Below are 24120 nucleotides of genomic sequence, written 5' to 3' on the forward strand. Positions count from 1 at the left end.
AACAAGTAAAACGAGAAGAAAATTTTGGTTATTTATATAAAGATGGTTTAAACTTAGTATATATTTACCAATAAATATAAAATTTATCTAATGTTTAAAAAAGTTCTATTAGAAAAAGTATTATTAATATCAGAAGCATTTTATGGATATGCTAGAAAATGCTTTTAAATTTTAAGAATAAAGGTGAAAGAATTGAAAACAATTAGTATTATGTTAAAGAATATCTCTCAAGTTTTATTGATTAATAATAAGTGGACCGGATTGTTTGTATTAATTGGTTTGTTTGTAGCAAATTGGCAAGTTGGTTTAAGTGCACTTATCGCTAGTATCATCTCATTTGTTTTGGCACCATATATGAACTATTCACAAGATGAGATTGATAATGGTCTCGCAGGTTTTAGTCCTGTTTTAACAGCTGTAGCGCTCACACTTTTCCTTAATCATAATTTGAGTGGCTTAGTGATTACTTTAATTGCAACCATTTTGACGCTACCAGTAGGTTCGGCTATTAGAGAATTGTTGAAGCCTTATGGTATAGCGATGTTAACATCACCTTTTGTGATGATGACATGGATTACTGTGTTGATACCTGGTCAAGTTAAATCGTTAAATACACAACTTGATATCATCCCTAGCCATATTAAGAAAACATCGTTTGATACGGGAAATGAAACGATACAATTTTTCCAATCTTTAACTGAAGGATATAGCCAAGTATTTCTTGTGCCAAGCGTGATAGGTGGCTTGTTGATTATAATTGGAATTTTTATAGGCTCAAGAAAGGCAGCTATCTTATCAATTGTTGCTAATATTATTGGTTTCTTAATTGTAGGATTGTTAGGTGGTAATTATAGCGATATTAATGAGGGCTTGTTCGGTTACAATTTAGTTTTAACAGCGATTGCTTTAGGAGTCACTTTTAAATCTACAATGAACGCATATTTAGCAACAGTGCTTGGTATTGTTTTAACAGTCTTTATCCATTTAGGATTAAATACGTTATTAGAACCGTTTGGATTACCTGCACTTACCATGCCATTTATTTTAGCTACATGGATCATGTTATTTGCTGGAATGAACAATCGTGCATAAGGTGTCGCATTTGATTTTTATAAAAAGTGATAATCATATATGCATACAGAAAAAGAATTTTTAAATTTAAAATCTATTAAATGATATAAAATGAGCTCCTACATGGATTGATTAAACATTCATTTTAGGAGCTTTTAGATTGCGATTAATTTTTCATCCTTGATACTTTTAGCAATTCATATGACATCTGCTTATAGTGAAAGTGTTTATACGAATGCTCATGGTTGCTAGTTCCTTTATATTTTGAATGATTTTCAGTGGCAGTTGACTTCCATATATAAAAGTCGAGTGTTAAACTAGGAATAATTAAAGGGATGTAATTATGAATATTCGAGGTGAGAGTTGTGGTACAGTCATTTCTAGTACGCACAGAAATTCAAAAGCGGTGGATTCAAAAATTTAAAGAAGTGGAAGATATATTCAAAGAACGCGCTACTGAAAACGATAAAAAAGCGCAATTTCCATATAAAAATATTGAATGGCTTATTCAAGAAGGCTATACAAAACTAACATTGCCGAAATACTATGGAGGCGAAGGGGCAACCATTGAAGATATGGTAATTCTTCAAAGTTATTTAGGTGCAATAGATGGTGCTACTGCTTTATCGATAGGTTGGCACTTAAGTGTGGTGGGCCAATTATATGAGCAACATATGTGGGATCAACGAATGCTTGATGCATTTGCTAAAGAAGTAGTCAATGGTGCACTTGTAAATCGAGCAGTAAGTGAAGCTGAAACAGGCAGTCCAACAAGAGGTGGTCGCCCAGGTACACATGCGGTTAAAGTTAACGATGGTTACGTTTTAAATGGAGTTAAAACTTTTACATCAATGAGTAAAGCATTGACGCACTATATTGTTGGTGCGTATGTTGAAGAGATAGGTTCAGTTGGATTCTTCTTAGTTCCTCGAGAATATGCAGGTGTAGAGGTTGCTGATAACTGGAATATGGTTGGTATGCGTGCAACTGAAAGTCATGATCTTGTATTGAATGATGTTCATGTACCAACAGAATACTTTGTTGAAGCTGGACGTAAACCTCAACCGAATGGCTGGATTCTTCATATTCCGAGTTGTTATTTAGGTATCGCACAGGCCGCTCGTGATTATGCTGTTCATTTTGCGGAAAATTATAGTCCAAATAGTATCGAGGGAATAATTGCAGATTTACCTACTGTCCAACAAAATTTAGGTAAAATGGAAAGTTTATTACTATCGGCAAGACATTTCTTGTGGAGTACTGCACATGGGTATCAATTATATGAAGAAGATGCTCAGATATGGAATGTGACTTCTGCGAGTAAAGTGATGGTGATGAATCAAGGACTAGAAGTGATTGATTTGGCAATGAGAATTGTTGGTGCTAAAAGTTTAGAAATGGATCGACCATTACAACGATATTATAGAGATATGCGTGCGGGGCTACACAATCCTCCAATGGAAGATATGGCCTATACGAATATAGCTAAAAGTATTACATGTAAGATGTAAGGGATGTCTATGATTGAAAGAAGCTTGATATAAGCACACTTTTAAATGTGAAATCTACTGTCAATATGTTAAAGGAGACTAAGATTATTAATTGTAGCTTGGTCTCTTTTTAATTTTCCAAAAATATTTACTTAACAAACTATTGTAAAACTACAAATATTTACGTATAATTAATCGTGAAATTGATAATCGTTATCATTTAGGAGGAAGTTATGAAAAAATTATTATTACCTTTGATTGCGTTAATCCTAGTATTAGCCGCATGTGGTAACAATTCAGGTAGTGGGTCAAAGGATTCAGATAATAAAGCAGAAACAAAGTCATACAAAACGGATGATGGCAAAACAATTAAAGTACCTAAAAATCCTAAGCGTATTGCAGTAGTGGCACCTTCATACGCTGGTGGAATTAAAAAATTAGGCGGAAATGTTGTCGCAGTAAGTAATCAAGTTGACCAAAGTAGTATCTTAAAAGATAAATTCAAAGGTGTAACTAAAGTGGGAGACGATGATGTAGAAAAGGTAGCTAAACAAAAACCTGACTTAATCATTGTTTTAGATCAAAATAAAAATATTAAAAAATACAAAAAAATCGCAGCTACAGTACCATTTAATTACCAAAAACATAAATATTTAGAACAACAAGAAGAATTAGGTAAATTATTAGGTAAAGAGGACGAAGTTAAAAAATGGGAAAAACAGTGGAAAGATCAAACAGCTAAAGATGGCAAAGAAATCAAAAACAAAATTGGTGCCGATTCTACAGTCTCAATCTTCGATGAATTTGATAAAAAATTATATACTTACGGAGATAACTGGGGCCGCGGTGGCGAAGTCTTATATCAAGCATTTGGATTAAAAATGTCTAAAGGCCAAAATGACTTAACTAAAAAAGCGGGTTGGGCTGAAGTAAATCAAGAGCAAATTGAAAAAGTTGCTGGTGATTACATTGTTTCAACAAGTGCAGGTAAGTCTACTCCAGGTTATGAGAAAACAAATATTTGGAAAAACTTACCAGCAGTGAAAAAAGGGCATGTTATAAAAGTTAAAGCTGAGACGTATTGGTATAATGATCCATATACTTTAGACTTCATGCGTAAAGACTTGAAGAAAAAATTAATGGATGCAAAATAAAAGGGAATTAACGAATATCAATTGAGTAAATGGAAGAGGTTGCCGATAAAAGGTAGCCTCTTTTTTAAAATCAACATAATTAAAATTTGTTAAAATAAATTAAAAGAATAGAGGAGGAAGAATGATGACTAACGTTTATTTTAACCATGATGGTGGCGTAGACGACTTAATTTCTTTATTTTTATTACTCCAAATGCAAGATGTGGATCTGATTGGTGTGAGTACTATTGGAGCGGATTGTTACCTAGAACCCTCACTTAGCGCATCTATTAAAATTATAAATAGATTTTCAAATAAAGGTATTCAAGTTGCCCCCTCACACGAAAGAGGTAAGAATCCTTTCCCGAAAGAATGGAGAATGCATGCATTCTTTATGGATGCACTACCAATTTTGAATGAAACACGTACGCCTAACCGTGCTAAAGTCAGTGATTATGAAGCGTATGAAGATATTATTCAAAAGGTTAATATGAGCTCTAAAAAAGTGACATTATTATTTACTGGTCCGCTTACAGATTTAGCCAAAGCAATTCGTCACAACGACGCCTTTTTAGCGAATGTTGAAAAATTAGTTTGGATGGGCGGTACATTTTTAGATAAAGGTAATGTAGAAGAACCAGAACACGATGGAACTGCAGAATGGAATGCATTCTGGGACCCTGAAGCGGTGAAAACGGTTTTCGATAGTAAGATTAAGATTGATATGGTCGCTCTCGAAAGTACAAATCAGGTGCCATTAACATTAGATGTACGTCAACGTTGGGCTGATGAGAGAGAACATGTAGGTATAGATTTTCTAGGAGTAAGCTATGCTGCCGTGCCTCCATTAACACATTTCGTAACGAACTCAACCTACTTTTTATGGGACGTACTTACAACAGCTTATGTAGGTAAACCTAAACTCGTTAAATCAGTGAAAATGAATGTAGATGTTATAAGCCATGGTCCTAGTCAAGGTAAAACTTATAAAGATGAAAATGGGCGCAAAGTGAATGTAGTTAACTACGTAGAAAGAAATGCGTTTTTCGACTATATTTCACAGCTTGCTAAACGAGTATAGTGATTAAGCATTTTTATAAAGAAGAAAAAGACCAGTTAACTAATGTAAACTTTTTATTTATTAAAGTTTACAATGATGATATAATCATTCTCATGTAAGGAGGATGAACAAATGACTACGAAACACTTAGTTTATACAGCTTTAATGACGGCAATTATTTGCATTTTAGGATTGGTTCCTGGTATACCCTTACCATTTATGCCAGTGCCTATCGTATTGCAAAATATTGGGATCTTTTTAGCAGGAATTATTTTAGGACGTAAGTTGGGAGCTACCAGTGTCATCGTATTTTTACTATTAGCTGCAACTGGGTTACCAGTATTATCAGGAGGACGCGGAGGTATTGGTGTCTTTGCTGGTCCTTCAGCTGGATTCTTATTCTTATATCCATTTATTGCCTATTTTATAGGCTTAGTAAGAGATCGCTATTTTGGGAAAATTAATTTTGGCGTACTTCTAGTAGCTACGTTAATCATTGGCGTATTAGTATTAGATATTTTCGGTACCATTATTATGGGATTCATTATACATATACCGGTTTCTAAGGCAATTTTATTGTCATTTACATTTATGCCAGGGGATATCATTAAAGCAATTATTGCTAGTTTAATTGGTGCCACAGTTTTAAATCACACACGATTTAGAACTCTGATACAATAAGGGTAATCAATTTTAGAAATATTTGCAGAGGCGATAAGTATGTCACGGATAACGTTTGAAGATATCTATGTAGATGGTACAAAGTGGTCTGAAGATCAACGCAAAGTCATTTATTTAACTTCGAATCAACCATTACAATTTTCGAGTAATACTTGGTTTTATAAGATGATGCCTTCTATGAATCAATGGTTAGAAGATATCAATGTGCAGCAACGTCTTCATACTCAACAGGGCTCGAATCATCTTTCGTTTTACTTTCCGGAAAATGAACCACTCACTCAGCAATGGATAGATTTCATTCAAGAGCGAGGGTTTGAGCTAGGATTAATGGAATTATATGTTGTAGAGGGCGAAGATTTATCGAAATTGCCACAGAATCAGCAAGTAGAGATTCAGCATGTCTCTGAACAAAATATTGAGGATTATTTAAAAATTTATCAATACTTTGCTCAACCGTTTGGTGAATCATATGCCATTGCAAGTGCACAACATATAAGAGCTTATTATGAGAACGATATTCCACAAAGACTTATCGCATATATTAACCAACAACCTGTTGGCATCGTGGATTTGATTGTTTCAATGAAATCAATTGAAATTGATGGCTTTGGTGTACTAGAAACCTATCGTCATCAAGGGGTTGGTTCAACGATACAAGCTTATATAGGTGAGTTGGCTAAAAAGAAACCCGTTATACTTGTCGCAGATGGAGAAGATATTGCCAAGGATATGTATCTTAAACAAGGTTATACGTTTCTTGGTTATCGGTATCAAATTTTAAAAGAAAATATTTAAATAAAAAAGCGAATTAGAAAAGGAATGTATGTTCCCAATCTAATTCGCTTTAATACGTTCTGGATGACTATATATGTTGAAATTACCATCACGGATGAAACCAATTGCGGTAATATTTAAATCTTTAGCTAATTGCACAGCAAGCGTAGTTGGTGCAGATTTAGATAGAATCACTCCAACACCTATTTTGGCAGCTTTGATTAAAATTTCTGAAGAAATACGCCCGCTAAATATAAGTACTTTATTTCTAACTGAAATATGTCTTTGTATACAATATCCGTATAGTTTATCTAGCGCATTATGACGTCCAATGTCCTGCCTATGTTCAAAGAATGTACCTCCATCACTGATTGCAGCATTATGAAGTCCACCGGTTTGTTTGAATATCACACTAGCACTTTGAAGTTGTGTCATCATTCTTAGAATTTGTTGTGGTTGTAATTCAATTTTTGACATTGACGTTTTCGCAATAGCTGCATCATTATGAAAATAAAATTCACGGCTTTTTCCGCAACATGAAGCAATCATTCTTTTAGTTGAATATTCAAAACGATCGCCTAATGATTTTGTTAATTCGACATGTGCAAACCCTTTACTATCGTCAATTTGTATTGATTTTAATTCATCTCTTTTTAAAATAGCGCCCTCAGAAGCTAAAAATCCTAGAACAAGTTCTTCCATATTTGTAGGACTACAAATAACGGTAGCGAACTCTTCGCCATTGACCATAATTGTTAATGGGAATTCTGTTACGTAATTATCTTCTGTTTCAAATAATTCACCATTCTCATAACGCACAATTGATTGGTCAGTTGATACGTCTTTATTCATAATATTGTGCCCCCACTTTAGTCATAATATAATCATAAAACTAAATGTTAGAAATTTAAATTCTTTTGTTTATAGGTTTATATTGCTAAAAATGTTATTAAATAAATTAGCTTAGCATTCATTAATTATTACGAATTTGTTCAATAACTTTTACATAAATATCCTTTTCAAAGTAAAACAAAAGAGTATAATAAAAACAGAGTGGAGGGATTTATTCATGAAAAGAAAACACATTTTAGCTTTAATTATTGCAGTGTGCTTAGTATTAGCAGGATGCTCTAATTCTAGTAACAGCAATAAAGATGGAGATAAAAAAGAATCAAGTTCGTCTGACAGTGGTAAAAAACAAGAATTACAAATTTCTGCAGCAGCGAGCTTAACAGACGTAAGTAAAGCACTTGAGAAAGAATTTAAAAAAGACCATAAAGATGCAAACATTAAATTTAACTACGGTGGTTCTGGTGCATTAAGACAACAAATTGAAACAGGCGCACCTGTAGACGTATTTATGTCAGCTAATACAAAAGATGTCGATGCATTAAAAGATAAAAAGAAAGCACACGATACATACAACTATGCTAAAAACAAATTAGTGCTTGTAGGCGATAAAGATAAAAACTATCAATCAGTTAAAGATTTAAAAGGTAATGACAAACTTGCATTAGGCGAAGTTAAAACTGTGCCTGCAGGTAAATATGCTAAACAATACTTAGATGACAACAAATTATATGATTCAGTTAAAGATAAAATTATCTATGCTAAAGATGTTAAACAAGTTCTTAACTATGTAGAAAAAGGTAACGCGCAAGAAGGCTTCGTTTATAAAACTGACTTATACAATCAAAAGAAAAAAACTGATAAAGTAAAAGAAATTAAACAAGTTCAATTAAGTAAACCAATTGTGTATGAAGCTGGCGCAACTTCAGATAAGAAATTAGCTAAAGAGTGGATGAAATTCTTAAAATCTGACAAAGCTAAAAAAATTCTCAAAGAATACCAATTCTCAGCATAAGGAGTTATAAACCATGCCTGATTTAACGTCATTTTGGATATCTTTACGTGTTGCAATAATCAGTACAATTATTGTTACAATACTAGGGATTCTTATTTCTAAATGGTTATACAATAAGAAAGGGCATTGGGTGAAAATCCTTGAAAGTTTTATTATATTACCTATTGTGCTACCACCAACGGTACTAGGTTTTATATTATTAATTGTATTCTTAACAAGAGGACCTATAGGTCAATTCTTTACAAATATTTTACACTTACCCGTAGTGTTCACATTGACAGGTGCAGTTATTGCATCTGTCATTGTTAGTTTTCCACTTATGTATCAACATACAATTGGTGGCTTTAGAAGTATTGATAGAAAGATGTTGAATACTGCACGAACGATGGGAGCGAGTGAATCTAAAATATTTTTTAAATTAATTTTACCTTTATCTAAACGTTCAATTTTATCTGGTATAATGATGAGCTTTGCACGTGCCATTGGGGAATTCGGTGCAACATTAATGGTGGCAGGTTATATTCCTAATAAGACGAATACATTGCCTCTTGAAATCTATTTCTTAGTTGAACAAGGTAAAGAAAATGAAGCTTGGCTCTGGGTACTTGTACTAGTCGCTTTCTCTATAACAGTGATTGCTACAATTAATTTAGTTAATCGGGATAAATATAGGGAGGTCGATTAGATGTTAAGAATTCAATTAGAATACTTGTTAAAGGACACACAAATCCATGTCGATATCGATGATCATGTCCCTAAGATTTACGCTATTCGTGGACCATCTGGAATTGGGAAGACTACAGTATTAAATATGATTTCTGGTTTGAGAGAAGCAGATTATGCTTATATTAAGGTGAATGAACGTGTGTTGACTGATTCGGAGCATAAAATCAATGTCAAAATTCAACAACGTCGCGTGGGCTACCTATTTCAAGATTATCAATTATTCCCTAATATGAATGTTTATAAAAATATTACTTTTATGGCTGAACCATCTGAACATATTGATAATTTAATACAAACGCTCAACATCGGTCACTTGATGAATCAGTACCCGATGACATTGTCTGGCGGTGAAGCGCAACGTGTAGCTTTAGCGCGATCACTGAGTACGAAGCCAGATTTAATTCTACTCGATGAGCCCTTTTCAAGTTTGGATGATGCGACAAAAGAAGAGAGTATTGAACTTGTTCAAAAGATATTTAATGAATGGAAGATACCTATTATATTTGTTACGCACTCAAACTATGAAGCTGAAAAGATGGCACACGAAATCATTAATATTGGAAAGTAAATAATTATAAATATAAGAGGTTGGGAACTTTAAAGTTTACGCTCTGCGACACCGATTAACGGCGTCCCAAAGCAAGGTTTTCGACAGTAACACTCACAATTCGACAAAATTTGAGAAACAATTTTGCTCATTGCTCGGTTCTGTTCAAATCCTAAACACTTTTGTTCCGACCTCTTTTAGTGTTTAAATTTTGTGACTTATCAAGAAAGCTTATATAATGGAAACAATGATAAATGAAAGGGAAACTCATATGAATCAAGAACGTTATTCGAGACAAATGTTGTTTAAACATATCGGTAATAGAGGCCAAGAGAAAATCAAACAACAACATGTGCTGATTATCGGGATGGGAGCACTAGGTACGCATCTTGCTGAAGGTTTAGTTAGAGCAGGTATTGGTAAATTAACTATAGTAGATAGAGATTATATTGAATATAGTAATTTACAAAGACAAACCTTATATACTGAAAATGATGCAAGAGAAGCTTTGCCAAAGGTGATTGCCGCACAACGTGCACTCACACATATTAGGAATGATATTGAAATTCATGCATTGATTGAACATGTGAATTATCAATTTCTAGAGAAGCATGGTAAAGATGTGAACTTTATTCTCGATGCGACAGATAACTTTGATACAAGACAATTGATCAATGATTTCTCATATAAATACGGTATACCATGGATTTATGGTGGAGTAGTTCAAAGTACGTATGTAGAGGCAACATTTATACCTGGGCAAACGCCATGCTTTAATTGCCTTATGCCACAGCTTCCTTCAGTCAATTTAACTTGTGACACTGTGGGCGTGATTCAACCCGCAGTTACAATGACTACAAGTTTACAATTAAAAGATGCTTTAAAATTACTTACCCAAAATGAAATCAAAACGCGTTTAACTTATGGAGATATTTGGGAAGGCGATCACTTCACAATTGGGTTTAGTAAAATGTATCGAGAGGATTGTCCTACGTGTGGTCATCATCCGTACTATCCACATTTAAACCAAGAGAAACAAAGTTATGCGACATTGTGTGGTCGTGATACAGTTCAATATGAGAATCGTAATATTTCCCAGGAAATGCTCATCGCTTTTCTTGAGCAACATCAAATTCATTATCGTACCAATAATTATATGACGATTTTCAAATTTAGAGGACACCGCATTGTTGCTTTTAATGGAGGCAGGTTCCTGATTCATGAAATGACGCATCCTCAAAACGCTATGCAATTAATTAATCAATTATTTGGATAAAATAAGGAGTTGAATATGATGCACAATCATCAACACGAACATGTTAAATTAGAAAGAAATATTAATGTAGCTGTTCTAACCATTTCTGACACAAGAGATGAAGAGACTGATAAAGGTGGTCAATTGGTACAATCTCTTTTAAAAGAGATTAACGTAACTGTTGAGAAAGATAATTATAAAATTGTTAAAGATGATAAAAATGCAATTACTTTACAACTTAAGCAATGGTTAGATGAACATGAAGAAATTGACGCCATTATTACTACAGGTGGGACTGGCATTTCTCAAAGGGATGTTACGATTGAAGCAGTACGACCGTTGTTAACTAAAGAATTAGAAGGCTTTGGAGAGTTATTCCGATATTTAAGTTATACAGAAGATGTAGGCACACGTTCGCTATTATCACGTGCAATTGGAGGAACTGCTAAAGATAAACTTATCTTTGCGTTGCCAGGTTCCACAGGTGCGGTTAAACTTGCGATAGAAAGATTAATTAAGCCAGAACTTAATCATCTTGTGCATGAATTGACTAAATAATATGAAGGAAACAACTAGCGTAAAGACTAGTCGTTTCTTTTGTAATCTCCGGATTTGCCACCGGATTTAGATTCTAAGTATGTTTCACCAATAATCATGCCTTTATCAACAGCTTTCGTCATATCATAGACAGTTAAAGCTGTCGCTGAAGCTGCTGTTAAGGCTTCCATTTCAACACCTGTTTTACCAGTGGTTGAAACAATGGCAGTAATATTAAGAACATAAGAAGGTGCTTGAGTGGTATCCCATTCAAATTGCACATCAATACCTGTTAATGGTAAAGGATGGCACATTGGAATAATCGTAGACGTGTTTTTAGCTGCCATGATTCCAGCAATTTGGGCTGTATTCAGTACATTACCTTTCTTATTTGTATTATCGATAATTTGTTGATAAATGATTTCATTTACAGTAATGCTTGAATGAGCACGAGCTTGACGTTTAGTCACTTCCTTTTCAGAAACATCAACCATCTTAGCATTACCTTGTTTGTTAATGTGTGTAAAGTCAGTCATTATATACCTCCTAGCAGAACTTAGTATATCACGAAAATATTTATTTTTTGGAGATGAAAATATGTCAGTTGAGAAAAGAACCCCAATACCAGTAAAAGAAGCTATTTCACGAGTGATGAAGCAAAATGTAGAAGTACGTAAAACTCAAGTAAAATTAGATGATAGCTTAGGATATGTATTAGCTGAAGATATCGTGGCGACATATGATATACCTCGCTTTAATAAATCACCATATGATGGCTTTGCGATTCGTAGTGAAGACTCTAAAGGCGCAAGTGGTGAACATCGTATTGAATTCGAAGTAATAGATCATATCGGTGCTGGATCAGTTTCTGATAAGAAAATTGGGAAGAATCAAGCAGTCCGTATTATGACAGGTGCACAAATACCTGAAGGTGCGGATGCTGTCGTAATGTTTGAACAAACCGTTGAATCCGAAACAACATTTACGATACGTAAACCATTTGAACATTTTGAAAATGTATCATTAAAAGGTGAAGAAACGACGACAGGTGACATTGTCTTACAAAAAGGTCAACATATCAATCCGGGAACTATTGCCGTATTAGCAACTTATGGTTATACAGAAGTACCAGTAGCAATGAAACCGAGTGTTGCAGTTATTGCTACTGGTAGTGAGTTACTTGAAGTAGAAGATGAACTTGAACCTGGTAAAATTAGGAATTCGAATGGGCCTATGATTAAGGCGTTAGCTGAAAGTTTTGGTTTAGAGGTCGGCGCATATAAAATCCAACAAGATGATCTTGAAAGTAGCATTCAAGTTGTTAAAGAAGCGTTGTCACAACATGATATGGTGATTACTACTGGCGGTGTTTCAGTAGGTGATTTTGACTATTTACCAGAGATTTATAAAGCAATCAACGCTGATGTCTTATTTAATAAAGTCGCTCAGAGACCTGGCAGTGTAACAACTGTAGCATTTGCAAATGGTCAGTATTTATTTGGACTATCTGGTAATCCTTCAGCATGTTTTACAGGATTTGAACTTTACGTTAAACCTGCTGTGAATAAAATCATGGGTGCAAAAGCGTGTTATCCTCAAATGATTAAAGCGACATTAATGGAAGATTTTACTAAAGCGAATCCGTTTACGCGTTTCATTCGTGCGAAAGCGACTTTAACTCCAGCAGGTGCGACAGTAGTCCCTTCAGGTTTTAATAAATCAGGTGCTGTTGTTGCGATTGCGCATGCGAATGCGATGATTATGTTGCCAGGAGGTACGCGTGGATTTAAAGCCGGTCATACTGTTGATGTGTTACTGACGGAATCCAATGCCTTTGAAGAGGAACTGTTGTTATGATTTTACAAATTGTCGGTTTTAAAAATTCTGGCAAGACGACTTTAATGGCACATGCGGTTTCATTTTTAAAGGAAAAAGGATATACAGTTGTAACGATTAAGCATCATGGACATCAAGGTGAAGATATTACCTTGCAAAATGATAGTGTAGACCATATGAAACATTTCAATGCAGGCGCTGACCAAAGCATTGTTCAAGGTGCTACGTATCAACAGACAGTGACACGGTGCTATAAACAGAATCTTACTGATATTATTAATGAATCTGTTACAATTGATTGTAATATCATCTTGGTTGAAGGATTTAAAAATGAACATTTCGACAAAATTGTTGTATACAAAGATGATAAGGAATTAGAAAAATTATCAAAATTAACACATGTACGTTTTAAAGTGAATTTGAATGAGCCGAATGCCTATAAACATTTTGAAACAGCATTGTTAGATTTGATTAACATAGAAGGATTGAAAGATAAATGAAGCAATTTGAAATCGTGACTGAACCGATTCAAACTGAGCAATATAGAGACTACACAGTCAATGAGCATCAAGGTGCAGTTGTCGTTTTCACAGGTCATGTTAGAGAATGGACAAAAGGTGTGCGCACGGAATATCTAGAATATGAAGCTTATATTCCTATGGCAGAGAAGAAATTAGCGCAAATTGGTGATGAAATTCAGCAACAATGGCCTGGAACAATTACTACAATTGTCCATCGTATTGGACCATTGAATATCTCAGATATTGCCGTACTCATTGCAGTTTCTTCACCACATAGAAAAGATGCGTATCGTGCAAATGAATATGCGATTGAACGTATTAAAGAAATTGTACCAATATGGAAGAAAGAAATTTGGGAAGATGGTGCAGAATGGCAAGGCCATCAAAAAGGCACACATCAAGAAGCGAAGAGAGGTGAATAATGTGAGAGTACTTTACTTCGCAGAATTGAAAGAGATTTTAAATCAATCATCAGAAGAAATCGATATAAAAAAAGAGATGACGGTTCAAGAGTTTGAAGCTCACCTTTTTAATCAACATCCAGAAATTGATGATAAAAAATTTCAAATTGCAGTAAATGAGGAATTTGTAAGAAAAGACGATATCATACAACCACAAGATACTGTCGCACTTATTCCACCAGTTAGTGGAGGATAAATTTAATGAAAGCAATTATACTGGCAGGTGGTCATTCAGAACGCTTTGGTCAACCAAAAGCATTCGCCGAAATTGATGGCCAACCTTTTTATCAGAAAATCATAGAAACCTTAACAACAACAAATATGTTTAATGAAATTATAATTAGTACAAATCAACAATTAGCATCACAATTTAAGTATGCACATGTAGTTGTTGATGATAAAGAAAATAAAGATAAGGGCCCTTTAGCAGGAATTTATTCAGTAATGAAGCAGTACTCAGATGAGGAACTGTTCTTCGTTGTTTCTGTAGACACACCCATGATTACGAGTAAGGCTGTCAGTGGGTTATATCAATTTATGATATCTCATTTAATTGAAGATCATTTAGACATTGCAGCTTTTAAAGATGGAGACATGAAGATACCCACGATTGCATTTTATGGACCGCACGCAAAAGAGGTTATAGAACAAGCACTACAATCTAGTGATTATAGTATGAAGAATGTTTATAAACAATTATCCACTGATTGGTTAGACGTTTCAGAAATCAATTCACCTCATTACTGGTATAACAATATTAACTATCAGCAAGATTTGGACTCTTTAAAACTAGAAATTAAAAAATAGGGAGGTCCAATTATGGTAGAGCAAATTAAAGATAAGTTAGGCCGACCCATTCGTGATTTAAGGTTATCTGTCACAGATAGATGTAATTTCAGATGTGATTATTGCATGCCTAAAGAAATATTCGGTGATGACTTTGTCTTTTTACCTAAAGATGAATTACTTACGTTTGATGAAATGACTCGTATTTCTCGTATTTATGCTGAATTAGGTGTGAAAAAGATCAGAATTACTGGAGGAGAACCTTTATTACGTCGTAATTTATATCAATTGATTGAGCAATTGAATGAAATTGAAGGTATAGAAGATATTGGTTTAACAACAAATGGATTGCTCTTAAAGAAACATGGACAAAAGTTATATGACGCAGGCCTTCGTCGTATCAATGTGAGTTTAGATGCTATCGATGATCAAGTCTTTCAAGCAATTAATAATCGAAATATCAAAGCTTCAACAATTTTAGAACAAATTGATTATGCGGTATCAATAGGTTTTCACGTCAAAGTCAATGTTGTGATTCAGAAAGGCGTAAATGATGATCAGATTATTCCAATGATTGATTATTTTAAAGATAAAGATATTGAAATACGCTTTATAGAATTTATGGATGTTGGTAATGATAATGGATGGGATTTTAGTAAGGTAGTAACTAAAGACGAAATGTTAAGTATGGTTGAGCAGCACTTTGATATAGAACCAGTAGAGCCAAAATATTATGGGGAAGTTGCTAAATATTATCGACACAAAGAAAACGGTGCAAAATTTGGATTAATCACAAGTGTCTCTCAATCATTTTGCTCTACATGTACACGCGCAAGACTATCATCAGACGGGAAATTTTATGGTTGCTTATTTGCAACCGTAGACGGCTTCAACGTTAAATCATTTATGCGATCAGGCGTTACAGACCAAGAATTAAAAGACCAATTCAAAGCACTATGGAACATAAGAGACGACCGCTACTCAGACGAACGAACAGAACAAACCGTAGCCAACCGCAAACACAAAAAAATCAACATGAACTATATTGGGGGTTAGGGTTCCCGACATAAAGATTCTCAGCAATGAGAATCCCCTTTAAAAACCTCAAAATATTGCTTTGTGTATTGTTTGAATTTTAAATGTATATATTTAAAAGCAATTCGTTAGATAACTTTGCTGTGGCAAAATCTATTTAGATATTTTATATGCCTTTCAATATATAACTGATTGTTTAAATTGTTTAAATTCTTAACAAGATTTAGACGCTATTTTAATATTTGTAATAGAATAAATGCAAACTTTGTTATATAATAAAGTTAAGCAATTGAATTTTATAATGCAAACATTACATCTAAGAATCAACATAGGAGGCATTTTATTATGAGTAACAAAGTACAACGTTTTATTGCATCTGAAAGAGAGTTGAGCCAATTAAAGCATTGGCTTAAGACAACTTATCGTATTTCGATTGAAGAGTTTGTGGTTTTATATAAAGTATATGCAGATACAAAGATTAGTGGGAAAGAATTACGCGATACTTTACATTTCGAAATGTTATGGGACACAAGTAAAATTGATGTGATTATTCGAAAAATCTATAAAAAAGAACTCATTTCAAAATTACGTTCAGAAACAGATGAAAGACAAGTATTCTATTTCTTTGACGCTAAACAAAAGAAATTATTAGATAAAATGACTGGTGAAATTGAAACCATTAGTATTGCGAACTAAGTAAAAATAAAGAACTAAATAAATGAAGTATTGATATAAAAAGCGCCTCTAAAATGAATTGATTCAAAAATTCATTTTAGAGGCGCTTATATATATTATGATAGAAATTTCTATTTTAACTTTTGCTTAATCAAGTTAAGTTATTAAATGCTTTGATGTTTTACTTTTCGTCCGTGAACAAGTAAATAAATAATCAAAGTAACTACTCCTAGAATTCCCATAATTCCAAACAATTGACTATAAGTAATCATATGTGTAAATAAACCTAAGAATGATGGTCCGAATCCTATGCCAATATCCAAGCCTATGAAATACGTAGATGTAGCTAATCCATATTTTGTAGATGGAGATACTTTGATTGCAATGGCTTGCATAGATGATGATAGATTACCGTATCCAATACCTAGGGCAATACCAGCAATTAATAACATCCAACCATTGAAACTAAACATTAGCATTGCGAAACTAATGACTAAAAAGATAAATGCTGGATATACTACTACATTTTCATTTTTATCATCCATTAAACGACCGGCAATCGGACGCGTAAATAGAGATGCTACCGCATAAAAGATAAAGAAGTAACTTGCCGCTGTGACTAAGTTTCTTTCTACGGCAAATGCTTGTAAATAAGTTAAAATTGCTGCATAAGTCACACCAATGAGCATCATAACAATCGCAACTGGTATCGCTTCTTTTGCAATAAAGTGACTCAAAATCGAACCTTTTTGATTTACTGAATCATTTTTAGCTTTAACAGTTTGAAATTGAATTCTAATAAATAATGATAACAAACCACTGATTACACCAAGAACAACACAGATAATAAATAGTATCTTAATTGAAAATGAATTCATTAATAACATACCAAAGAATGGTCCAATGGCGGTACCTAATACTAAACTTAATGAAAATAAGCTAATACCTTCACTTTTTCGTGTAGGTGGTGTGACGTAGGCGGCTATGGTACCTGTAGCAGTTGTAGCGATTGCTGTGGCAATGCCATTGAGTAATCTCACAATCATTAAGAACCAAACTGAACCTGGTATGAAATAAAGTAATTGTGTGATGATTAAACAAATTAATCCAAATATAAGTATCTTTTTCGGACCAAACTGATTCACATATTTACCAGTAATAAAACGGCCGATTAGAGATCCTACAATGAATAGTCCTACTACAAGACCTGCAAGTGAATCGGAAGCATGGAATTCAGTTTTACTGTATCCAGCGATGACAACGATTAATAAATACATACATAAGTATACGAAAAAATTAATCGCAAAATTAAGATTAAAACTTTTGGTGAAAATAGGATCCTTAGTAGGTATCGCTTCGTTCATTATTTATCCTCCTTAATTAATGTCTCGTGAATTTGAGACATAATCTCTATAATTTCTGAGAGCTTTGCTTCTGTTAAACCTACTTTTTTAATAATGTTTTCTTGAACAACCGTTACTTCTTCATTAATTGCATCGAACAATGCTTTACCTACAGGCGTTAAACTTAATAATTTTTCTCTTTTGTCATTACCTTGAGTAGCAACAATCCAATTATTTTCAAGTAGGACCTTAACAATTTTACGAGTTGTAGGTTTTTCAATTGAACGACGATGAGAAATTTTAACCAATGTAGTTGGTTGGAAATTAGCTATATCTCTCAGCACAAGCCACTGACCTGTATGGATATCATGCTTATCTAGAATAGGTTGTGTTAATTTTATATAAGGTCTATAAACTCCGATGAAACTATTAAAGAAATCATTGTTTAACATGGCCGACACCTCATTTTGTCATTATAGTTAGCTTAGCTAACCTTTTTGGTACAAAAAGTATTATATGACTGAAATATGAATTTTGCAATACTTTTTTATTCTTTTTGATATTAAAAGTAAAATGGTCGGCTTTTTGTTAAAATAAGCATTAATAAGAGGTAGAGGGGGAAGATAGATGGAGCTCAAATTTGATCATATCATCCACTACATCGATCAACTCGAGCGATTTCAATTTCCTGGGAAATTATTGAAATTACATAGCGGTGGTAAGCATCATAAATTTGGAACTTTCAACCAATTGTCTTATATTAATGGTAATTATATTGAAATGTTAGACGTTGAGGATAAAGAAAAATTGAAGAAGTTAGCAAAGTCTGAAGAGGGACGCGTATCATTTGCCACTAAGATTGCACAAGATAACTTTATTCAAGGTTTTAAAACTATCAGTATGCGAACGAATGATATTGAGCAGGTAAAACAAACTTTAACTGATAGAGGTATTGATACGATAGGGCCTTTACGAATGGAAAGAGATAATAAAAAAGGCGATAAAGTAGGTTGGCAATTATTGTATATTGCTAATCCTGACTATAGGGTTAAACCGCCGTTTTTCATACAATGGGACGAAAGCGAAGCGTCTAGAGAAGCACATCTGAAAGATTTTTATCAAAAGCAGTTTTCAATTGAAGCAGTAGTAATTAGTAGTAGTCAACGACACAAAACTGTTGAGGATTGGAAGCAATGGTATGATATGCAAATCTTACATGAATATGATACTTATACAGATCTAATCTTGAAAGATGATGATATCCTTTTCAGAATTGAAGATGGAAAAGAATCAGGCTACCGCACACTAATTATTAAAGATGCTAATGCGACAGCGCCATATTCAATATTTATTAGAGGTGCCAAATACAGATTTGAACCTATTAATTAGTATAAATATTGGTAGGTACTTTGTGCGATAATGCCGATATGGATGAGCGCAATAAAAATAGAAATGATACTTAAAATTGTGTCAAAACGAGATGTTCTTATAAGTGAGAAGAAAAGAGACAGAACGAACGTTAATGCAACACATATCACTCTAAGACTAAAATAAGATACGGTAAGCGGATGGCTTAACGTCACTATTATTGCAATTATGTTTAATAATATAAATACAGATAGTATAATCTTTCTCATTAAGAAAACCTCTTTCTATCTCATAATAATAAATATTATATCAAGATTTAACAGGATGTCAGAACTAAAAAGGTTTATAGCATACTTAATCGACAGCGATTAAGATAGGATGTATAATTAAAATTACTGTAAAATAAAGGAGATATTATAAACCATGGAAAAGATGAATATCACTAATCAAGAACATGACGCATTTGTAAAATCTCATCCAAATGGCGATTTACTGCAATTATCTAAATGGGCAGATACTAAGAAATTGACTGGATGGTATTCTAGAAGAATTGCGGTTGGTGAAAATGGTGAAATCAAAGGTGTAGGGCAATTATTATTTAAAAAAATACCAAAACTTCCTTATACGTTATGTTACGTATCAAGAGGGTTTGTCACAGATTATAGTGATAAAGAGGCCCTAGAAGCATTATTAAAATATACAAAAGTAATTGCAAAAGAAGAAAAAGCCTATGCAATCAAAATTGATCCAGATGTAGAAGTCGATAAAGGGACTGATGCATTAAAAAATCTACGTGATTTAGGATTTAAACATAAAGGCTTCAAAGAAGGTTTATCTAAGGATTATATCCAACCACGAATGACGATGATTACGCCAATTGATAAATCTGATGATGAACTTATTCAAAGTTTTGAACGTCGTAATCGTTCTAAGGTACGTTTAGCTCTTAAACGAGGCACTAAAGTAGAACGCGCAGGACGAGAAGGACTTCAAACTTTTGCGAACTTAATGAAGATTACAGGAGAACGTGATGGCTTCTTAACGCGCGATATTAGTTACTTTGAAAATATTTATGATGCACTTCATGAAGATGGAGATGCCGAACTTTTCTTAGTTAAGTTAGAGCCAAAGCCTGTTTTAGAAAAAATTAACAAAGACTTGGAAGAGCTTAATAACGAAAAAGAAAAGCTACAAGCTAAAAAACAAGACAAAAAAACACTAAATAAAATCAACGATACAGATAATAAAATTAAAAAGACGGATGAACTTAAAAATGATATGCTAGAACTTGAAAAAGTACATCCTGATGGTATTTACTTATCCGGTGCATTGTTAATGTTCGCTGGTAATAAATCTTATTATTTATATGGTGCATCTTCGAATGATTATCGTGATTTCTTACCTAACCATCATATGCAATTTACTATGATGCAATATGCACGAGAACACGGTGCAACAACGTATGATTTCGGTGGTACTGACAATAATCCCGACAAAGATTCAGAACATTATGGATTGTGGTCATTCAAACGTGTATGGGGCACATATTTAAGTGAAAAAATAGGTGAGTTTGATTATGTACTTAATCAACCATTGTATCAACTTATTGAGCAAGTAAAACCACGACTAACTAAAGCTAAAATTAAATTATCACGTAAACTAAAAGGTAAATAATTAACATAATGAGAATCTGAACGCGTCTATGATATTACTAGAACGTTCAGATTTTTTACTATAAATGAATTTATAAGTGGAAGGGAATAATAGGATGATAAAAAAATTATTACAATTCTCATTAGGTAATAAATTTGCTATATTTCTCATGGTTGTATTAGTCGTTCTAGGGGGCGTGTATTCGAGCGCGAAATTAAAACTTGAATTGTTACCAGATGTAGAAAATCCAATGATTTCAGTTCAAACAACGATGCCAGGTGCGACACCTCAATCTACACAAGATGAAATTAGTAGTAAAATTGATAGCCAAGTGCGTTCCTTAGCATATGTAAAAAGTGTCAAAACAGAGTCAATTCAAAATGCGTCTATCGTAACTGTTGAATATGACAATGGCACAGACATGGATAAAGCAGAAGAGCAACTTAAAAAAGAAATCGATAAAATTAAATTCAAAGATGGTGTAGGAGATCCAGAATTAACACGTAATTCTATGGATGCCTTTCCTATGGTCGCCTATTCATTCACCAGCAACCAACACGATTTAAAAGATGTGACCAAAGATTTAAATCAACAACTTATTCCAAAACTTCAAACGATTGACGGCGTCCAAAATGCACAATTAAATGGACAAACCAATCGTGAAGTGACATTAAAATTTAAACAAAAAGCATTAGATGAAAAAGGTTTAACAGCAGATGATGTTGAAAACTACATAAAAACTGCAACACGTGAGACACCGCTAGGATTATTCCAATTCGACAAAACAGATAAATCTATAGTTGTAGATGGCGAATTCAATTCGGTTGATGCTTTGAAAAATCTTAAAATACCAATGTCTGCTGCAGGCCAAGGTAGTCAAAGTAATGATAATTCTAGTAGCGATAGTGAAAATGAGAACAGTAGCTTAATGCCGAAAGATAATACAAATGCTTCAAATTCTAATTCGAAGACATCTAGTAGCGATGGTAAAATGCCATCTGTTCCTCTAAAAGATGTTGCACAAGTCTCTGTAGGAGATGAACGTACCTCCATTTCTAAAACGAATGGTAAAGATGCAGTGAACTTACAAATTATAAAAGCTCAAAATGCGAATACGGTTCAAGTCGCAAGAGATGTTCAGAAAAAAGTGGACGAATTTGTTAAGAATAATCATGGCATGACTTCAACTAAGACAATGGATACGGCTAAACCTATTCAAGACTCTCTTTATACAATGGTTGAAAAAGCAGCATTAGGAACAATTGTGGCTATTATCGTTATCCTATTGTTCTTAAGAAATATTCGAACAACTGCGATTTCCGTAGTATCTATCCCATTGTCTATTTTAATTGCGCTCGTAGCTTTAAAATTGAGTAATGTATCATTAAATATTTTGACGTTGGGTGCCTTAACAGTAGCCATTGGTCGTGTGATTGATGACTCTATTGTAGTAGTGGAAAATATCTACCGAAGATTATCCCATCCAAATGAAAAGTTGAAAGGCGAAAATTTAATAATCAATGCTACGACTGAAGTGTTTAAACCCATTATGTCGTCTACGTTAGTAACTATTGTCGTGTTCTTACCACTTGTATTTGTATCAGGATCAGTGGGTGAAATGTTTAGACCATTTGCTTTGGCTATTACGTTTAGTCTTCTCGCATCGTTACTTGTATCTATTACAGTTGTGCCTTCTTTAGGTGCGACCCTTTTCAGAAAAGGTGTGAAAACAAAGCGTCAACATGAAGGTTTAGGTGCCATCAGTCGAGGATATCGTCAAATACTTAAATGGTCGTTAAATCACAAATGGATAGTCATTATCGTAAGTATCGTGATTCTTATAGGCAGCATCGGGTTAGGGGCAACAAGTTTAGGAACAAGTTACATTTCATCTGGCGATGACAAGTTCTTAGCGCTTACTTATACACCTAAACCTGGGGAAACTGAAAAAGCAGTACTCAATCATGCTGAAGAAGTTGAAAAATATTTGGATAGTAAAGATAAGGTTCAAACTGTGCAATATTCTGTTGGAGGCCCGACACCACAAGATCCAACTGGAAGTACAAATAGTATGGCTATCATGGTTAAATATAAATCGGATACACCTAATTTCGATGAAGAACCGGATAAAGTTTTAAAACATATTGATCAATTCAAACAACCAGGAGAATGAAAAAACCAAGATCTAGGTACAGGAGCAGGAAATGATTCTGTTGAAGTAACTGTGAAAGGTCCTTCTACCGATGATATCAAAGGCACTATAGAAAAAGTTGAGAAAACGATGAAAGATATCGATGGTATTGCGAATGTTAAATCCGATTTAACACAAACTTATGATCAATATGAAATTAAAGTTGACCAAAATAAAGCAGCAGATAACGGCATCTCTGCGAGTCAATTAGCTATGAATCTAAATGAAAACTTACCTGAAAAGACGATTACAACAGTGAAAGAAAAAGGTAAGAAAATCGATGTTAAAGTGAAGCAAAATAAACAAACTGATTGGTCAGCGAAGAAATTGAATAACATAGAATTGAAGAAACCGACAGGCGGAACGATTAAATTAAGTGAAATTGCTACATTGCAAAAGACTACAACGCCAAGTAAGTTAACTCAAGAAGATGGAGACTATGCTACGACTGTCTCAGGCAAAGTCACTGATAAAGACGTAGGCGGAAAATCACGAGATGTTATGTCTAAATTAAACGATATTGATAAACCACATAACGTTAAATTGAATGTAGGTGGTGCGACCGATGATATCAATACAGCTATTTCTCAACTTATTATAGCGATGGTCGCAGCAATTATTATCGTTTACTTAATACTTGTGATTACATTTAAGGGTGGACTTGCGCCATTTACGATACTCTTTTCACTACCATTCACAGTGATAGGGGTTGTGCTAGCGCTCGTGATTACCGGAGAGACAATTTCCGTACCAAGTCTTATAGGTATGTTAATGTTGATAGGTATTGTTGTTACTAATGCGATTGTATTAATAGATCGTGTCATTAATAATGAAAAGCAAGGTATGGCAATGAAAGAAGCATTAATTGAAGCGGGTGGCACACGTATTAGACCGATATTGATGACTGCCATTGCGACAATTGGTGCCTTAATACCATTATTATTTGGTCAAGATAGTTCAATTCTTATTTCAAAAGGGATGGCCGCTACTGTGATAGGTGGTCTTGTGTCATCAACTATTCTGACACTCATCGTCGTGCCAGTCATTTACGAAATACTATTCACGCTTAAAAACAAACTTTTTAGAAAATAGACTCATAAAACGAAAAAATCG

At 33.8% G+C, this 24120-nt stretch carries 25 protein-coding genes and 1 pseudogene; 21 read left to right on the plus strand and 5 right to left on the minus strand.

The window, feature by feature from the left end:
* The first annotated feature begins 192 nt into the window (after positions 1-192).
* The 6 genes from yut to CD155_RS01295 all read left to right on the plus strand — a co-directional run bounded on the left by yut (position 193) and on the right by CD155_RS01295 (position 6230).
* Entirely contained in the window at positions 193-1092 is a 900-nt protein-coding gene (gene yut, locus CD155_RS01270; protein ID WP_103212310.1) for an urea transporter, read from the plus strand.
* A gap of 344 nt (positions 1093-1436) precedes the next feature.
* A complete protein-coding gene (locus CD155_RS01275) occupies positions 1437-2582 on the plus strand; it encodes an acyl-CoA dehydrogenase family protein (RefSeq protein WP_103212311.1) in 1146 nt (381 codons plus the stop codon).
* Between the two features lie 212 nt (positions 2583-2794).
* Positions 2795-3715, plus strand: a complete 921-nt coding sequence (locus CD155_RS01280) for an ABC transporter substrate-binding protein (RefSeq protein WP_103212312.1) — start codon at positions 2795-2797, stop codon at positions 3713-3715.
* Positions 3716-3836: 121 nt separating this feature from the next.
* Positions 3837-4775, plus strand: coding sequence for a nucleoside hydrolase (locus tag CD155_RS01285; protein ID WP_103212313.1), 939 nt, complete (start codon positions 3837-3839; stop codon positions 4773-4775).
* 111 nt (positions 4776-4886) lie between these two features.
* The gene (locus tag CD155_RS01290; RefSeq protein ID WP_002443813.1) at positions 4887-5435 is read left to right on the plus strand and encodes a biotin transporter BioY; all 549 of its coding nucleotides are present in this window, start codon (positions 4887-4889) and stop codon (positions 5433-5435) included.
* A 39-nt stretch (positions 5436-5474) separates the two neighbouring features.
* A complete protein-coding gene (locus tag CD155_RS01295; RefSeq protein ID WP_103212314.1) occupies positions 5475-6230 on the plus strand; it encodes a GNAT family N-acetyltransferase in 756 nt (251 codons plus the stop codon).
* A 39-nt stretch (positions 6231-6269) separates the two neighbouring features.
* On the opposite strand, the gene fdhD is transcribed toward CD155_RS01295, so the two are convergent.
* The gene (gene fdhD, locus CD155_RS01300) at positions 6270-7061 is read right to left on the minus strand and encodes a formate dehydrogenase accessory sulfurtransferase FdhD (protein ID WP_002443809.1); all 792 of its coding nucleotides are present in this window, start codon (positions 7059-7061) and stop codon (positions 6270-6272) included.
* A 217-nt stretch (positions 7062-7278) separates the two neighbouring features.
* On the opposite strand from fdhD, the gene modA reads away from it, so the two are divergent.
* The 5 genes from modA (at position 7279) to CD155_RS01325 (ending at position 11159) form a co-directional block, all read left to right on the plus strand.
* Positions 7279-8073 carry a molybdate ABC transporter substrate-binding protein gene (gene modA / locus CD155_RS01305; RefSeq protein WP_103212315.1) on the plus strand — a complete coding sequence of 265 codons (795 nt, stop codon included), beginning with the start codon at positions 7279-7281 and terminating at the stop codon, positions 8071-8073.
* Between the two features lie 13 nt (positions 8074-8086).
* Positions 8087-8758 carry a molybdate ABC transporter permease subunit gene (modB, locus tag CD155_RS01310; RefSeq protein ID WP_103212316.1) on the plus strand — a complete coding sequence of 224 codons (672 nt, stop codon included), beginning with the start codon at positions 8087-8089 and terminating at the stop codon, positions 8756-8758.
* Positions 8759-9367, plus strand: coding sequence for an ATP-binding cassette domain-containing protein (locus CD155_RS01315; protein ID WP_103212317.1), 609 nt, complete (start codon positions 8759-8761; stop codon positions 9365-9367). It begins immediately after the preceding gene.
* Between the two features lie 250 nt (positions 9368-9617).
* Positions 9618-10622 (plus strand): ThiF family adenylyltransferase, encoded by a 1005-nt coding sequence (locus tag CD155_RS01320; RefSeq protein WP_103212318.1) that lies wholly within the window; start codon positions 9618-9620, stop codon positions 10620-10622.
* Positions 10623-10640: 18 nt separating this feature from the next.
* Complete coding sequence (locus CD155_RS01325; RefSeq protein WP_070871886.1) at positions 10641-11159, plus strand: MogA/MoaB family molybdenum cofactor biosynthesis protein; 519 nt, start codon at positions 10641-10643, stop codon at positions 11157-11159.
* A 26-nt stretch (positions 11160-11185) separates the two neighbouring features.
* Here the strand turns inward: CD155_RS01325 and moaC are convergent, their stop codons facing one another.
* Positions 11186-11674 (minus strand): cyclic pyranopterin monophosphate synthase MoaC, encoded by a 489-nt coding sequence (moaC, locus tag CD155_RS01330; protein WP_070830332.1) that lies wholly within the window; start codon positions 11672-11674, stop codon positions 11186-11188.
* A 61-nt stretch (positions 11675-11735) separates the two neighbouring features.
* Here moaC and CD155_RS01335 point away from each other — a divergent pair, with 61 nt between their 5' ends.
* From CD155_RS01335 to CD155_RS01365, 7 genes are all read left to right on the plus strand, one after another.
* Positions 11736-12995, plus strand: coding sequence for a molybdopterin molybdotransferase MoeA (locus CD155_RS01335; protein WP_070830333.1), 1260 nt, complete (start codon positions 11736-11738; stop codon positions 12993-12995).
* On the plus strand, positions 12992-13474 hold the full coding sequence (gene mobB, locus CD155_RS01340; RefSeq protein ID WP_103212319.1) for a molybdopterin-guanine dinucleotide biosynthesis protein B: 483 nt from the start codon (positions 12992-12994) through the stop codon (positions 13472-13474). The genes CD155_RS01335 and mobB overlap by 4 nt, the downstream gene beginning before the upstream one ends.
* On the plus strand, positions 13471-13917 hold the full coding sequence (locus CD155_RS01345) for a molybdenum cofactor biosynthesis protein MoaE (protein WP_103212320.1): 447 nt from the start codon (positions 13471-13473) through the stop codon (positions 13915-13917). Before mobB ends, CD155_RS01345 begins: the two co-directional genes overlap by 4 nt.
* A gap of 1 nt (position 13918) precedes the next feature.
* A complete protein-coding gene (gene moaD / locus CD155_RS01350) occupies positions 13919-14152 on the plus strand; it encodes a molybdopterin converting factor subunit 1 (protein WP_037541593.1) in 234 nt (77 codons plus the stop codon).
* 5 nt (positions 14153-14157) lie between these two features.
* Positions 14158-14763, plus strand: a complete 606-nt coding sequence (gene mobA / locus CD155_RS01355; RefSeq protein WP_002443783.1) for a molybdenum cofactor guanylyltransferase MobA — start codon at positions 14158-14160, stop codon at positions 14761-14763.
* Between the two features lie 12 nt (positions 14764-14775).
* The gene (moaA, locus tag CD155_RS01360; protein WP_002443782.1) at positions 14776-15798 is read left to right on the plus strand and encodes a GTP 3',8-cyclase MoaA; all 1023 of its coding nucleotides are present in this window, start codon (positions 14776-14778) and stop codon (positions 15796-15798) included.
* Between the two features lie 324 nt (positions 15799-16122).
* Entirely contained in the window at positions 16123-16473 is a 351-nt protein-coding gene (locus CD155_RS01365; protein WP_002432752.1) for a SarA family transcriptional regulator, read from the plus strand.
* Positions 16474-16616: 143 nt separating this feature from the next.
* Here CD155_RS01365 and CD155_RS01370 read toward each other — a convergent pair whose 3' ends face one another.
* Both CD155_RS01370 and CD155_RS01375 read right to left on the minus strand, forming a co-directional pair.
* Entirely contained in the window at positions 16617-17816 is a 1200-nt protein-coding gene (locus CD155_RS01370) for an MFS transporter (protein ID WP_070871890.1), read from the minus strand.
* Positions 17816-18247, minus strand: a complete 432-nt coding sequence (locus CD155_RS01375) for a MarR family winged helix-turn-helix transcriptional regulator (protein ID WP_002443780.1) — start codon at positions 18245-18247, stop codon at positions 17816-17818. The genes CD155_RS01370 and CD155_RS01375 overlap by 1 nt, the downstream gene beginning before the upstream one ends.
* A 175-nt stretch (positions 18248-18422) precedes the next feature.
* Between CD155_RS01375 and CD155_RS01380 the strand changes: the two genes are divergently transcribed.
* Entirely contained in the window at positions 18423-19184 is a 762-nt protein-coding gene (locus CD155_RS01380) for a VOC family protein (RefSeq protein ID WP_070871891.1), read from the plus strand.
* Here the strand turns inward: CD155_RS01380 and CD155_RS13185 are convergent.
* Positions 19181-19432: a hypothetical protein gene (locus tag CD155_RS13185; protein ID WP_080981450.1), complete on the minus strand. Its 252-nt coding sequence runs from the start codon at positions 19430-19432 to the stop codon at positions 19181-19183. The two genes, CD155_RS01380 and CD155_RS13185, sit on opposite strands and share 4 nt — an antisense overlap.
* Before the next feature lie 154 nt (positions 19433-19586).
* Between CD155_RS13185 and CD155_RS01390 the strand changes: the two genes are divergently transcribed.
* Positions 19587-20837: a lipid II:glycine glycyltransferase FemX gene (locus CD155_RS01390; protein ID WP_103212321.1), complete on the plus strand. Its 1251-nt coding sequence runs from the start codon at positions 19587-19589 to the stop codon at positions 20835-20837.
* Positions 20838-20931: 94 nt separating this feature from the next.
* Positions 20932-24099: pseudogene (locus CD155_RS01395) on the plus strand (efflux RND transporter permease subunit).
* The last annotated feature ends 21 nt before the right edge of the window (positions 24100-24120 follow it).

The sequence above is a fragment of the Staphylococcus caprae genome (assembly GCF_002902725.1).
Taxonomy (GTDB): Bacteria; Bacillota; Bacilli; order Staphylococcales; family Staphylococcaceae; genus Staphylococcus; species Staphylococcus caprae.

Bases quoted from the DNA above. Each gene is read 5' to 3' on its own strand.
- CD155_RS13185 (WP_080981450.1), bottom strand. From the start codon at position 19,432: ATGAGAAAGATTATACTATCTGTATTTATATTATTAAACATAATTGCA.
- mobB (WP_103212319.1), top strand. From the start codon at position 12,992: ATGATTTTACAAATTGTCGGTTTTAAAAATTCTGGCAAGACGACTTTA.
- modA (WP_103212315.1), top strand. From the start codon at position 7,279: ATGAAAAGAAAACACATTTTAGCTTTAATTATTGCAGTGTGCTTAGTA.
- CD155_RS01325 (WP_070871886.1), top strand. From the start codon at position 10,641: ATGCACAATCATCAACACGAACATGTTAAATTAGAAAGAAATATTAAT.
- modB (WP_103212316.1), top strand. From the start codon at position 8,087: ATGCCTGATTTAACGTCATTTTGGATATCTTTACGTGTTGCAATAATC.
- CD155_RS01345 (WP_103212320.1), top strand. From the start codon at position 13,471: ATGAAGCAATTTGAAATCGTGACTGAACCGATTCAAACTGAGCAATAT.
- CD155_RS01375 (WP_002443780.1), bottom strand. From the start codon at position 18,247: ATGTTAAACAATGATTTCTTTAATAGTTTCATCGGAGTTTATAGACCT.
- mobA (WP_002443783.1), top strand. From the start codon at position 14,158: ATGAAAGCAATTATACTGGCAGGTGGTCATTCAGAACGCTTTGGTCAA.
- moaC (WP_070830332.1), bottom strand. From the start codon at position 11,674: ATGACTGACTTTACACACATTAACAAACAAGGTAATGCTAAGATGGTT.
- CD155_RS01320 (WP_103212318.1), top strand. From the start codon at position 9,618: ATGAATCAAGAACGTTATTCGAGACAAATGTTGTTTAAACATATCGGT.
- CD155_RS01290 (WP_002443813.1), top strand. From the start codon at position 4,887: ATGACTACGAAACACTTAGTTTATACAGCTTTAATGACGGCAATTATT.
- CD155_RS01315 (WP_103212317.1), top strand. From the start codon at position 8,759: ATGTTAAGAATTCAATTAGAATACTTGTTAAAGGACACACAAATCCAT.
- CD155_RS01390 (WP_103212321.1), top strand. From the start codon at position 19,587: ATGGAAAAGATGAATATCACTAATCAAGAACATGACGCATTTGTAAAA.
- CD155_RS01280 (WP_103212312.1), top strand. From the start codon at position 2,795: ATGAAAAAATTATTATTACCTTTGATTGCGTTAATCCTAGTATTAGCC.
- fdhD (WP_002443809.1), bottom strand. From the start codon at position 7,061: ATGAATAAAGACGTATCAACTGACCAATCAATTGTGCGTTATGAGAAT.
- CD155_RS01285 (WP_103212313.1), top strand. From the start codon at position 3,837: ATGATGACTAACGTTTATTTTAACCATGATGGTGGCGTAGACGACTTA.
- CD155_RS01370 (WP_070871890.1), bottom strand. From the start codon at position 17,816: ATGAACGAAGCGATACCTACTAAGGATCCTATTTTCACCAAAAGTTTT.
- moaA (WP_002443782.1), top strand. From the start codon at position 14,776: ATGGTAGAGCAAATTAAAGATAAGTTAGGCCGACCCATTCGTGATTTA.
- CD155_RS01335 (WP_070830333.1), top strand. From the start codon at position 11,736: ATGTCAGTTGAGAAAAGAACCCCAATACCAGTAAAAGAAGCTATTTCA.
- CD155_RS01380 (WP_070871891.1), top strand. From the start codon at position 18,423: ATGGAGCTCAAATTTGATCATATCATCCACTACATCGATCAACTCGAG.
- CD155_RS01365 (WP_002432752.1), top strand. From the start codon at position 16,123: ATGAGTAACAAAGTACAACGTTTTATTGCATCTGAAAGAGAGTTGAGC.
- CD155_RS01295 (WP_103212314.1), top strand. From the start codon at position 5,475: ATGTCACGGATAACGTTTGAAGATATCTATGTAGATGGTACAAAGTGG.